Source organism: Clostridioides sp. ES-S-0108-01, from assembly GCF_020662285.1.
Taxonomy (GTDB): Bacteria; Bacillota; Clostridia; order Peptostreptococcales; family Peptostreptococcaceae; genus Clostridioides.
The window spans coordinates 1-13,182 of record NZ_JADGMN010000017.1 but is presented as its reverse complement, the minus strand read 5'-3'; the positions used below and the strand labels follow the sequence as shown (position 1 = coordinate 13,182).

Here is a 13,182-nt window from a genome sequence, read left to right as displayed (position 1 = left end):
ATCACCATCCTTTTTATAAAACTCTTCTAGCTGTTACATAGTTTTTAGTGTAATAATTTCCACTTAATTTACTTATTTTCACTACATCACCAGTGTGTGGTGCATGAATAAATTCTCCATTTCCAATGAACATACCAACATGGTCTATTGTTCCCTTCGACCCTTTGCTAGAAAAGAAAACTAAATCTCCTTCCTGCAAATTATTTTTTTCTACTTTCTTACCTTTAGTTGCCTGCTGTCTTGATGTTCTTGGTAGATTAACATTAACTTTCTTGAAGCAATAGACCATCAATCCAGAGCAATCAAAACTACTTGGTCCATTTCCACCCCATTTATAAGGTTTACCTAGATGTTTTTTTGCCTCTGATATCACTGTTTTAGCTTTATCAGATACACTACCAGCATAACCACCAACAATAATTTTTCCTTTTCTTCTTCCAAATTTACTAGCTTCTTCAACATTTCCAAATAAAATATCTATATGGTATGTTCCATCCTTTTCTATAGTTATTGCAGGTCCTACATCATTTACTTTATAGACTCCATCTCGCCCAGAAACTCCTGTAATTATTTGTATTTCATCTCCATAGTTCAACAGAGGATGTTTGTTTAAAAACTCTTTTGTATAATGAGTTTGCTCATATTTACCAACCATGGGAGCAGCACAAGTTTTTTTAGACGGGTCAAGTTTTTTATTTCTACAATCTGTATCTCCACCTTCCTCTTTTCTAGGACAGTAAGCTGTGAATTCTGCTGTAAATTCTCTCCCTCCTGTATAACCTTCTTCTCCTAAATTACTTTCTTCCTTTGGTTCATCTTGTCCTGCTGACTTTTCATCCATAAGATTTTGAAAGTTAAGTTCAAGTTCAATTTGATACTCTCCATTTTGCCAGATATGCTTATCTGTATCTATATAAAATAATCCTACAAGCTTTGTATAAGAATCTTTAACTTTTACCCCTCTACCGGTTATACAACTTACATCTCCATAACCTTTAAGAGAACAGCTTTTTTCTATTCCACTAAACTCGCTATCTACATCTATATCTTGATTTTCTTGTTGCTGAATTACTTTTTGCATTATTACATTTACTTCTTTAAAAATTTTACTATCTATTTTTTCGCTAATCTTACTTCCATACTGGTCTACTACTATTACCTTATTTTTTACATTTTCCATGCTCTCTGAAAAGGTAGTATTTATAATATTAAATCCCTCTTCAAACATAACACTTAATGTAACAGTTCCTTTTTCAATAACATTAAACTTATCTAAATTGGCCTCTATCATATACTTTTTCTTTGTCTTTTTACTTGCCTCTGTATATGCACTCATTATCGTGTCATAACCATTTACTCCTATAAACATCTTTGTATACTTGACATTGGTCTTTGCTACTGTTCCAACTGAAAGCCTATTTTCAGCAAATACTTGCTTTGCTATGTCTTCAACCAACTTATCTTTAAAGTTATATGACACTTCACTTTGTGTAAGTAAAAATCCCATATCTTTAGATACAAAACTAATTTCATTACTGCTTGAATCTTTAGACCTATTAATTATCATTCCTCTAAAGAGTTCTTTCTCATCTACGTAGAAACAAACTGTACTAGCTATTGGTATATCTATCTGTTGAAAATTTACATCAAATGCTGATTGTATTATTGAAAACTCTAGTGTTCTTGATGGAGATTTATAGTCGCCTGACCATGAGACTTTATCTACTATGTCAGTTATATCATATATACTTCCATTTTTTATGTGTACCCAAATCTTAATAATAAAAAATCACCTGCCTTTTCATTTAAGTCTATCAGCAGTTATTTACAACTTATTATCTATAATAGTTATTGTTTTGGAGTTACTTTTGGTATTTTTATTCTTTTATACTCTTTTAAGTCTAATGTAAAATACACATCTCGAGTCCCATCTCTTTCTTCATAGCTAAAACCCTCAATTATAACCTCCATATTTATATTTGTTTCTGTAATTGTAAATCTTAGTATAAAACCTTCCTTCATCCATTTTTCAATCTTATTTACACAATCATATGGTGATGGAAAGCCTGTATAGTCACAGAAAGTATAGTCTTTATTTGGAAAAAAACTTGATATTGAAATACTTTTAAGAGCTACACCTCCAAAAGTTGCTATTTCACCTATTTTGAGTACACTAGAGGAGTTTACAACAGCTTTTCCATTAATACTAAAGGATGATGGAAATACTGGAAATCTAAATCTATCTTCTGCTTGTCTAAGCCACATTTCCATTATAATACACCTCCTAATTGTGCTATTTTTATGCTTGAAACCAATTTTGATGTAACTTTTTCTATATCATCTTCTTCTCTAATTACTATTGTATCAGCTAACTTGGCTATACTTATATTTCCACCATTTTTTCCACTTCTATATTGATTTGCTTCTTGTTTAGTTAAAACCATTTCACCTTCATGAAGCCTTGTTGGGTAATCATTATAAGGAACATAGTTTAATCCAAATGCATTACTTCCAGACTTACTTGTACCTGCGTTCCAATCATCAATTATAGATCTAACTGTCTCAATAATTGGATTTTTATTAATTTTTTCAACTAAATTTTGCCACCATTTACAAACATCTTTTATAATATTACATATATCGTTAAATAGATTAAAAAGGCCTCCTAAAACTGGTTCTACAATAATCCAAGCATCCTCTAAAAGTGGTCCTATTGTTGCCCAAACTGTCTCCCAGATAACACCTAGTGTCTCTATAAAATTATTTATTTGAGGGGCATACTCACCTAAAAAAGTGAAAATTCTTGTGATAATAGGGCTAACAGCTTCAACTACAGGCCCAATTAATTGGAATGCTGTAGTTACTATTGTCCCAAATATACTTATTAATCCTTGTGCAATTGGTGATTTATTGTTTATACTATCTAGTAAATTATTTACTAAGTTTACTACTGGAAGTAAGGAATCTATTAATGCTGTAAAATCAATATTTTGTAATAGTGTACTTCCTGCATTAACAATTGCTTTTGGTGCATTCCCTATCATTGTTGCTGCATGATTTTCAAAACGTTCTTGCTTATTTTCAACCATCATTTTACGCTTTTCAACCTCATTAGAAATTCGATATTGAGTAGAATCAGAAAACTCTTTTCCATTTTTTACACTTCTAGATTGCATCTGGTCATATTTGTTGCCAATAATTATCTTACCATTCATTACATTGCCTATTTTACCAGCCATTTTTTCAGATAAACCAGCTAAATTCCCTAATCCACTTTCTATAAAAGTTTTTATTTTCTTTAGTCCTTGACCTAAAATATCATCGAAAGGTTTAACAATACTCTTCAAACCATTGTTAATGCTTGTTTGAGCACTTGCTATTATACCTGGTATTGTATCACTCATTCTTTCAGCTAATCCCCTCTGCTTTACACTTATACCTTCCAATGCTTCATCAAAAGTTTTATAATTTTCTCCTACCAGAGTATTAAGAGATTCCATATTTCCTTTTGCTGCACTTAAGAAAGCTGCTGATACATCTTGCTCACTACTTGTATTCATATTTAAAGCTCTAACATCCACCATAGCCTGAGTTATATCTTTTTCTTTTTTACCACCAGTAATATTACTAATCATTTTAGCTTTAGTTCCCATTGCAACAACATCTTCAGGATCAAAAGGTGTCTTATCTGCTATATCTAACAAATCTTCATAATAATTATCAACATCTCTTTGATTAACTTTTCCAGTATTTCTTTTCATTACACTTTCTAAAACAACTTTCTGATTTTGTTCCTGACCAAGTAAATCAACACCTTTTTTTACAGCGACACCTATAGTAGCACCATTTGTCAAATCAGATATCTTCCCCTTTATTGAACTAAGTATTCCACTTGCCATATCCTTTACAGCTATTGCACCTTTCCATACCTTACCTGCAAACAATCTCAACTTAGGAAATACTTTGCTTATAATGCCACTTGCCATATCTTTTATAGCTATTACACTACTCCAAAAAGAACTTTTAAATAGCATTAACTTAGGTAAAATTCTGCCTATAGCACTACTTGCCATATCTTTAAGATTAATAATCCCTTGCCAATGATTTTTAGTTATTTGTTTTAATTTTTCCAAGGTACTACTTACCACTCTCTTAGCCATATCTTTTGCTTTTATTACAATCTGCCATGCCTTGCCACTAATCTTTTTTAAACTTCCAAGTACTTTATTTTTAGTTTTTTCTATTTCATCACTTTTAGCTTTAAATATTAACATAATTATAAGATTTGAATTCAACTCATTTTTCTTTTGAATCAACTTACTAAAATAATCAATAATCATAGCTATAGTTACTGCTAGTCTCATAATACTTCCATTTAAACTTCCAATAGCTCCTGAAACAGCATTCATACTAGAACTTAATTTTGTCATAGTAGAACTTACACTACTAGCAGTAGTCTGAACTTTTCTTAGTGATGAATTTAAGCTGTTTACTCTACTACTTGCACTTCCAATAGAATTTTTTATACTATTAGCCATTACATTAGTTGAAAGTGAAACAGCCACAGTTGCTCTCCTAAAATTATCAGTTACTGATATAATTTGATTCATTTTCGGTGTGTAATTATCTGTAAGATACATATTTATACCTTCTTCTCTTACATTTCCCACTATATACCACCTCCTGTCAAAGGACACACTCCATACCCATGTTTCACTTTTTCAACTTCTTCCTCAATTTCCAAGGCGAAAAAAGCTTCAATAAGCTTTAATTCGCCTTTATCCATTGCATAAAAAAGGGACGGCCTAATACCTTTTTTCTTCCAATAATAATACATTATTGTAGTCTTAGTATCCGTCCCTATTAGTTTTTTATCTCTTCTATCACTGCATTTTTACCATAACCCATAACATCTTGAAGGATTCTATATAAGTTAGTAATTTCGCCTGGTAGTAATAATTTTCTTGCTAATTCTTTTGGAGTCGGAGCCTTAAATTTATCCATTAACTCCTTATTTTTAAATAAAAGCTTTCCATCTAAATCACAAACACCTTCTATAATTGTAAGCATCTGCATCTCTGGTAAGTCTATATCTGTTTTCATATTTTCATCAATTTTAAGACAAGTATTTTGTATCTCCTCATCTTTACTTATTGTTAAAGCTCTACACATTACTTTAAATTCCTGCCCAAATATACTTGATAATCTCTTAAGTTCAACTATAGTACTCGGTCTTTCTAAGTTTTCTGTATCTGCATTTAAAAGTAAATCTACTATGTTTATATTTTTTGATAATCCATTTTCACTCATTATTATTTGCTCCTTTATCAATCAATTTCAATCAACTAACTTTTTTACTTATTAACTATCTGAATTTATTAAGTATATATTTACTAAATATCAATATAAAACCAAATATAAAACTAAATTATATCAAGAAAATCATATTCGGTAAATGTGAAGGGAGCCTCTATCTCTCCTTTTACTCCAACTTCCCAATCAGCTAAAGTTAAATCCTGAACCTCCCATGACTAAAGTCACAAGGTTCCTGCTTCATAGAATTTTGCATACTAAAATATGTATTCTCCACAGGCTATCCCCGTAGTTCCTACGGTTCTTACATAAGTTATCTATTTTGAACTGTTATTAGTCTTAATCCTTCTTTTAATATATTTATACTTGCATTTATATCTCTATCGTGAGTTTCATTACAACAAGGACAAATCCATTCTCTTATATTTAAGTTCTTAACTTCCTCGTTTTTGTACCCACATTTATTGCATATTTGCGAACTTGCAAAGAACTTACCTACCTTTACAATTTGTCTACCATACCAATTAGCCTTGTATTCTAATTGACGAACAAATTCTGACCACGATACATCAGAAATAGAGAGAGATAGTTTACGATTTTTAATCATGTTCTTTACTTGTAAATCTTCTATGCAAATAATATCATTCTCTTTTATTAGTTTAGTAGATAATTTTTGTAGAAAATCCTTCCTTTGATTAGCTATATGTTCTTGAAGTCTAGAAACTTTTAATCTTGCTTTATTTCTATTTAAACTACCGATTGTTTTTCTCGATAATTCTCTTTGTAATTTAGAAAGTTTTCTTAATGACTTCTTAAGATACTTAGGATTTTCTATAAATTCTCCACAACTTGAGATACAAAATTCTTTAATTCCTAAATCTAAACCTATATGATTATTAGTATTTTCAAATGCTTCAATATCTACATCAGTACAGCATAATGATACATAGTACCTACCACTTGGTTCTTTAGATATAGTAGCATTAAGTATTCTACCTTGAGGTACTTGTTTATCCCTTATCTTAACCATACCAAGTTTAGGTAGTTTTATATGTTGACCACAATACATAATGTTTCCATTTGTAAAGTTAGTTTTATATGAAAATCTATTAGTTTTCTTTGATTTAAATTTAGGAAATCCTGCCTTTTCTTTAAAGAATTTTTCATATGCATTATCTAAATCTTTTAAGGCGTTTTGTAGTGAAAATTTGTCAGGTTCTTTAAGCCACTTTAATTCTTTTTTTAAATTGGTCAAATCAGAACTGCACTGTTTATAAGTAAAAGTTTCTTTATCGTTTTTATAAACTTCTATTCTTTTAGCAAGATACTTATTATATACAAATCTACAACATCCAAAGGTTTTGTTAATTAACTCTTGCTGTTTTTTATTTGGATACATTCTAAACTTATAAGCTTTTTCCACTACTATCACCTCACTTTAATTGTTTTTTCTGATTATGTTAATACTGAATGTCTATATTTTACATACCATACTATATAGTATTGTGCTATATATCTAATTCACTTCCATTTTTCATAACCTATTATAATATTAACAAACGTAATTATTTAAAACAATTATTTAGAAGGTTTTTATATTTATTTTTAAATAACATATTTAAGAACCGTAAGTCCTAACTTTTATCATTTTTGAGGTTGTCGTTCACATAAGTTCGCTACTACCTATGCAGTTCTCTTATGAACTTCTTACACTTTCATGCAAGCACAGACTATATCTTATCCTTCGGCATTATCCGTTAAGGTCTACCCACTTCCACTACCAATAGCTTGTAGTGTACTTCCCTCAAGAGGAATAGTCGTTGAAGTTTCTCCTATTCGGAGCTTACCTGCTGATTGCCCATTTTAAAGTACTTAGGGTTTAACCTTATACCATCTAACCAATTTTTTCTACTTTCGTAACTTTCACACTTAGGTTTATTTCATCCTTATGTTTTAGTTTGATTAGCTTTAGGGTTTTCCAGCAATTCAAGTAGTATTGGATAGGTTCTATCCTATCTCTACATATAAGTTTCCCTATATGCTGACTATTTTAGCTACTAACTCATGTCTAAAGTCACGAGTGTGCGTAGCTATTTCTTAATCAAATGCTATATTCTTTACTGCTATTCTTTCTGCTCCATAAGAATCTGGGTCATTTAATTTAGATATAGCAACAAATCTAGGTTCAGAACCTCTCTTTATCTTTTCTCCAATTAATTTGTGCATTCTTGAACTAACATGATATAAAGTTATTGAACCTTTTCCTTTATATCCCATATACTTTGTATCAGTACCCATTTGACCTGCTATTATAATATCCTCTTTTGTAAATTCCATCTTTGCTTGAAACTTCTTTACTTCTGCTACTTTGTTTCCATCAAGCCAAAGCTCTCCCCAAGTACCACTCATTACATTCCTAGCTTCCATATTTGCCATATTAATAATCCTCCTATATCTCTATTGATAAATCTATATCTTCCATAGCATCTAACATCTTTATCTTTGCTGTTAAGAATACTTTTGAACCTGTATTTGCTTCTCTTATTTCTTGTTCTTTCATATTAGATATATCTATATTTTTAGATTTCAAATACTGTTTTTGTGATTCTATGTCTATATCTACAATTGAGCCAGCTTCTATTAATTCTCCCTTTTCTAATTCTTCTAGGTATTCTTTTATTGCTACTATTAGTATGCATTTATTATCATAACTATTAGGAACTCTGCCTATATAATCATCTATTATTACTTTCTTAATATCATTATTTATAATATCTAAAGTATCAACTATTTTTATCTTCTGGAACATTTCTCCTTTTTCTTCTGTTAATTCAGTTAAAGAATTTACTCCTCTAGCAATTCTTATAGCACCAGCTTCCTTAATAAGTATAAGCTCTCCTTTATTAACCCTTGATTCTGCATCAACTTTTGTCATCTTAGGTATATCAACTACATCACTAAGCTTAGTATAAGTTACTGATTGACTTAAAGGTGTTCCTGCTATAAGTCCAGCCACCCTACTTGTAAACTCATCAACACTGTATTTCTTTTCTCCAACTAGCACATCTTCTGTAGTAAAATTAATTATACCTTCATGATTTCCTACAAAGTTTCCTAATACAGCCTTAACTTTCACTTTATCTATATCTCTAAGTTTAATTATCCAATTTTTTATAGCAATCTTATCAGCTTCTACTGCTTTAGGCATACATAGATAATTAAATTCCCTAGTCTCTAAAAAATCTAATGCAGTTTGAATATCTGTTTCTCCTTCTATTACATAAACTATTAACTTATTTGGAGTATTAACATTTCCCATCAAAGCTAAGTTTATATATTCTTTATTTTCAGCAGATAAATCAGTTGGTATGTCCTCTTTTTCATGTATTTCATTAAGACCTAGTGCCTTAGTATCTTTAAGCACCATTGCAATTATCCCTCTAGCTGAACGTTCTTTAACAGTTGTAGCTAGCTCCTTAAATGATATGTTGATACTTGGTAATCCTATAGCCATACTATCACTCTCCTAAATTTAAATTAATTTCTTCCATATTTTCATATACTGCTTCTTCTTCATATACGCTATCAAGATAGTTTAATGTAATTGAAAAGTTTAATGCATAAATTGACTCCTCTTTTTTTATACTTTGTTCTAATTTTGTTATACTTAATTTTCTGTCTGTTACATTTATATTTCTATTGAATAACTTATTTAATTCGTCTGAGATTTCATACATTCTAATACTGTTTGATTGTGATTTTGGTAAGTATTTTATAGAGATAACAATATCTTTGTTATTCTTATTTAACATTATAGGTGTACAAACAATTGACAGTATACTTACAAAAAAACAAGACCCTTCAGAGCCTTGCGTACTTTCATCATCAATAAAAACACTTTCAGTAAAGTTTTTTTTGAGAATCCCAATAATTGTTTCTAATATTTCTTTGTGTTTAAGCAAACAATCACCACTCTATCACTAAATATTCTTGCTTAGTCTGATAATCTTACTATAAATGATATAAGTCATTTTTAAATAAACATCTCATTTATTCCCGTCAAGTATCTTCTATATTTATAGGTAATATTATTCTTTTCAATTTATCACCTCCTTCAATATGGATTTCTTTCACAATAACATTATCTCACATATTTTATGGTCTATTGTTGCAATGGTGTATATAAAGTGTTGTAAAATTGTCCTATTTTTTATAATATCTCACTCAATTTAAATATCATCTTTTTCTTTAAGTTGTAGCAAGATGTTCTATCTAAATGCAGTTTCATAGAAATATACGTCATATTATTTTTTGTCTTACTATTATAAAAAAGATTAAAAAACTCCATTTCCATATCATTTAGACATGTTAGAGCATTTTCTATCTTTTCTTTTTCTATTTCTATATCTTCTTTTTCCATTTTTAATTTTATTAGCCTTCCCTCTCTTTTTATCACCTCATTTTCCACAGAAGAACTTATATTATATGTGTTGCTAGTCTTTTCTGTATATACCATTGCTCCACATCCAGAATATTCATTTTCACATCTTTTTATGTCCAAGTTAATATTCTTTATCTTTATATCCAAATACTTATAGTTATGTAATCTTTCATCTGTTTCTTTAAATAATATATCTTTATTGTTTTTCATAATATTTCTCCTTTTTATATGCTTATTATTAGCTTCAAATTTACAATAATTTCTTTAGTGCATAGTTTGTTTACTAATCCCACAGCTCTTCAAGAATATATTGTTCTATAGTTATATAAAAAAAACTTCATCTATATTTTGTTCTAAAATAACAGAAATTTTCTTAGCCATAAGAAGTCCAGGATTTTTTATACCTCTTTCTATCTGAGATATATAGTCACTTGTAATTCCAGCCCTTTTAGCAAGTTGAATTTGTGTCATACCTTTGCACTTTCTATAATATTTCAAATTATTTTTAAACATCATCTTTATACCTCCAATACTATTAAGAATATTTTATTCTTATATATTTACATTATATAGAATCATTTGTTCCTTATCAATAGTTTTTAGAAAAAAACATTCTTTTTGGGATTTCTTCGTTTTATTTTTTAGAACAATTTGTTATAATCTATACATAAGGTGGTGATATAATGTTTGCCAAAAGATTAAGAGAACTTAGAAAGGAATTTGGATTAACCCAAAGAGAACTTGGGGAAAAAGTAGGGGTTTCTCAAAGAGTCTTAGGATACTATGAAACAGAAAACAGATTTCCTGATGAACACATTTTAAATAAGCTGGCTGATGTGTTTAATGTGTCAGTTGATTACCTTCTTGGGAGAACATTGGTTAAGGAAAATATTGATACTGTAGCTGCACATAGAAAAAATCCACATGAAGAATTACCTGAAGAAGCCCAAGAACAACTTAATGATTATATAGAATTTTTACTAAATAAATATAAAAAAAAATAAACCACATGATGAGCAGTCTATTCTTCTGCTCTTTTAATATAATTTTAAAACAAACATACATTCTATTTTAGGGGGATTTTTATGAATAATTTGGATAAGCTTTTTGAATTAGCTTCTCAAGAAGAGATAATAATTCATTATACTACTTATATTGCAGGAGATTTAGAGGGACTATATATAAATAAACATGGTATGAAAATCATATCTTTACTCAGTACTCTAAAACAAAATACTAAAAAACTCACATCCATCTTAGCTGAAGAGCTTGGACATCATTTCACCAGTCTTGGATACTATGTATCTTCTTATAACGATTATTATACAAAAATCGTTATAGACAAGTGCGAAAATAAGGCATTAAAATGGGCTTGTGAATTCTTAATTACTGAAGAGGATATAATAAACATAATTAATTCTGGTGTCACTTGCGTTTATGAAATGGCAGATATACTTAATGTAGATATTAATTTTTTTCAAAAAAGATTGGAATTTTTATCATTAAAAAAACAATCTTTATCACTTGGAAACAATAAATATCTAATATTAACCAACTTGCCATATTTCTACATATTTGATCCAATTTCATAATAAAAATGGTAGTAGTTTCAATTTACATAACAGTAAAAGGTATATATTTATTTTAACAAATTTTGGTTTCTATAAATTCAATATTAATATATAATAATGGTATTACGTTATTTAAAATTCTAAAAACAAATACATGCTTTTGTTAAGAAAGGTTGTTTGATGAATGTATAAAGAAAAGTTGTTTGATAATTATTTTAAGTTATTAGCACTATTATTTTGGCCAATCATGTGGTATAAGTGGATAGTAATTTCAAATGGTACTCTTGAAAATATGTTATTTACCACATACGCAATTGTCGCAATTGTTTTCATCATTTTATATTCAGCATTTATGATAAAATATAAAGACATTACACAAATAGATTTCTTTTACAGGATAAGTACTCTACTTGCTTTTATATTTACACTTTTTAGCTTTTTAATATACCCAAAGAGTTTATTTTTCTTGTATTTAAAGATTATTTTTACTGGAATATACCTTTATTATTCAATGGTAAAAACCCTCAAATTTAATCACGACGAAGGTGTAGTGGGTATTATGAGCTCACTTTTATTGATTGTAATAACTTTGTTCTACTAAATTTAATTCTATTTGACCTAATATGACTTTAAATGTTAGACATCTACATTGTTTTCTGATATTATTTAAGATGGTAGTTTTTATATTAATAATGAAATACACTATGAAGGAGTTAACTATTATGGAAAAAAAAGTTTTAGCAACAGTTGGAGAAAAAGAGATAACTAATATTGATATTGAAAATGCATTAAAATCGTTAGACCCTTATCAAGCTATGCAATTTAAAACTGAAGAAGGAAAAAAACATTTATTAAATGATTTAGTAAATCAAGAGTTATTCTTCTTAGATGCTAAAGAAGAAAAATTAGATGAAGAAGAAGTATTTAAATTAGAAATGAAAAAGATAGAAGAAAATGTATTAAAACAATTTGCTATAAATAAAGTTTTATCTAGTGTTGATGTAACAGAAGATGAAAAAGTAAAATTCTTTGAAGCTAATAAGAGTTCTTTCTCTAAACCAGAAAGTGCAACTGCTAAACATATATTAGTAGATAGTGATGAAAAAGCTAAAGAAATACTTGCTCAAATAAAATCAGAAGAAATATCTTTTGAAGACGCAGCTCTTAAACATTCTTCTTGTCCATCTAAAGACACGGGTGGTGATTTAGGAACATTCGGTAGAGGACAAATGGTTCCTGAATTTGAAGAAGCTGTATTCTCTATGGCTAAAGGTGAAATAAGCGAGCCAGTTAAAACTCAATTTGGATACCATATAATAAAATTAGAAGACCTTCAAGAAAGCACAGAGTCTACATTTGATGAAGTTAAGGCTGAAGTTGAAAAAAGTTTATTATATCAAAAACAAAATGAAGTTTATGGAAATAAAATAAATGCTCTTAATGCTAAGTACGGAAACCTTGTAAAATACAACGATTAATCGTAAAGTAATGTATAAAAAAGCTGTCTTTTCACAATATCTATTAGAAAAGACAGCTTCTTATATTAAAGTTTAAACATTCAATTTAATATTATTATTCTTTTATTATAAAGAACTCAGTTTAAAAATTGGGGCTGTAAGTAGATTTGTGTAAAAACAAATTTACCTATAGTCTTTTTGGTATACAAAATTGGTAAATTTGGAATAATATTCATATAAAAAATTTTGGAGGTTTTGAAAATGAAAGATATGATTGTTCCAGATGTTGATTATCAAACAGAAGTTAAAAAATGCAAGACAATGGAAGATGTGGTTGGGAAAAATGGCCTTATGCAAAAACTATTCAAAGATGTTATTCAGCAACTATTAGATGCAGAAA

14 protein-coding genes and 1 pseudogene are annotated in these 13,182 nt (G+C 28.9%); 5 read left to right on the top strand and 10 right to left on the bottom strand.

Annotated elements, in window-relative coordinates; all coding sequences use genetic code 11:
- Positions 1-13: 13 nt before the first annotated feature.
- The 5 genes from IR152_RS14605 to tnpB all read right to left on the bottom strand — a co-directional run bounded on the left by IR152_RS14605 (position 14) and on the right by tnpB (position 6,745).
- Positions 14-1,567, bottom strand: coding sequence for an NlpC/P60 family protein (locus tag IR152_RS14605; protein ID WP_227452668.1), 1,554 nt, complete (start codon positions 1,565-1,567; stop codon positions 14-16).
- Positions 1,568-1,848: 281 nt separating this feature from the next.
- Positions 1,849-2,271: a phage baseplate protein gene (locus IR152_RS14600; RefSeq protein ID WP_227452667.1), complete on the bottom strand. Its 423-nt coding sequence runs from the start codon at positions 2,269-2,271 to the stop codon at positions 1,849-1,851.
- Positions 2,271-4,670, bottom strand: a complete 2,400-nt coding sequence (locus IR152_RS14595; protein ID WP_227452666.1) for a hypothetical protein — start codon at positions 4,668-4,670, stop codon at positions 2,271-2,273. The genes IR152_RS14600 and IR152_RS14595 overlap by 1 nt, the downstream gene beginning before the upstream one ends.
- 193 nt (positions 4,671-4,863) lie before the next feature.
- Positions 4,864-5,310, bottom strand: coding sequence for a phage tail assembly chaperone (locus tag IR152_RS14590; RefSeq protein WP_227452665.1), 447 nt, complete (start codon positions 5,308-5,310; stop codon positions 4,864-4,866).
- A gap of 316 nt (positions 5,311-5,626) precedes the next feature.
- Positions 5,627-6,745: an IS200/IS605 family element RNA-guided endonuclease TnpB gene (gene tnpB, locus IR152_RS14580; RefSeq protein ID WP_227452664.1), complete on the bottom strand. Its 1,119-nt coding sequence runs from the start codon at positions 6,743-6,745 to the stop codon at positions 5,627-5,629.
- Positions 6,746-7,030: 285 nt separating this feature from the next.
- Here tnpB and IR152_RS14575 point away from each other — a divergent pair, with 285 nt between their 5' ends.
- Entirely contained in the window at positions 7,031-7,180 is a 150-nt protein-coding gene (locus IR152_RS14575) for a hypothetical protein (RefSeq protein WP_021358895.1), read from the top strand.
- A gap of 230 nt (positions 7,181-7,410) precedes the next feature.
- Here IR152_RS14575 and IR152_RS14570 read toward each other — a convergent pair whose 3' ends face one another.
- From IR152_RS14570 to IR152_RS14550, 5 genes are all read right to left on the bottom strand, one after another.
- On the bottom strand, positions 7,411-7,749 hold the full coding sequence (locus tag IR152_RS14570) for a phage tail tube protein (RefSeq protein WP_227452663.1): 339 nt from the start codon (positions 7,747-7,749) through the stop codon (positions 7,411-7,413).
- Between the two features lie 13 nt (positions 7,750-7,762).
- On the bottom strand, positions 7,763-8,827 hold the full coding sequence (locus IR152_RS14565) for a phage tail sheath subtilisin-like domain-containing protein (protein ID WP_227452662.1): 1,065 nt from the start codon (positions 8,825-8,827) through the stop codon (positions 7,763-7,765).
- Positions 8,828-8,831: 4 nt separating this feature from the next.
- Positions 8,832-9,275: a DUF6838 family protein gene (locus IR152_RS14560; protein ID WP_227452661.1), complete on the bottom strand. Its 444-nt coding sequence runs from the start codon at positions 9,273-9,275 to the stop codon at positions 8,832-8,834.
- Between the two features lie 248 nt (positions 9,276-9,523).
- Positions 9,524-9,964 carry a hypothetical protein gene (locus tag IR152_RS14555; protein WP_227452660.1) on the bottom strand — a complete coding sequence of 147 codons (441 nt, stop codon included), beginning with the start codon at positions 9,962-9,964 and terminating at the stop codon, positions 9,524-9,526.
- A gap of 111 nt (positions 9,965-10,075) precedes the next feature.
- Positions 10,076-10,270, bottom strand: a complete 195-nt coding sequence (locus IR152_RS14550) for a helix-turn-helix domain-containing protein (RefSeq protein WP_227452659.1) — start codon at positions 10,268-10,270, stop codon at positions 10,076-10,078.
- Between the two features lie 167 nt (positions 10,271-10,437).
- On the opposite strand from IR152_RS14550, the gene IR152_RS14545 reads away from it, so the two are divergent.
- The 4 genes and pseudogenes from IR152_RS14545 to IR152_RS14530 all read left to right on the top strand — a co-directional run.
- Complete coding sequence (locus IR152_RS14545; RefSeq protein WP_003428185.1) at positions 10,438-10,758, top strand: XRE family transcriptional regulator; 321 nt, start codon at positions 10,438-10,440, stop codon at positions 10,756-10,758.
- A gap of 81 nt (positions 10,759-10,839) precedes the next feature.
- On the top strand, positions 10,840-11,346 hold the full coding sequence (locus IR152_RS14540; RefSeq protein WP_227452658.1) for an ImmA/IrrE family metallo-endopeptidase: 507 nt from the start codon (positions 10,840-10,842) through the stop codon (positions 11,344-11,346).
- A 701-nt stretch (positions 11,347-12,047) separates the two neighbouring features.
- Complete coding sequence (locus IR152_RS14535; RefSeq protein WP_227452657.1) at positions 12,048-12,803, top strand: peptidylprolyl isomerase; 756 nt, start codon at positions 12,048-12,050, stop codon at positions 12,801-12,803.
- 249 nt (positions 12,804-13,052) lie between these two features.
- Positions 13,053-13,182: pseudogene (locus IR152_RS14530) on the top strand (IS256 family transposase); the annotation flags it as partial.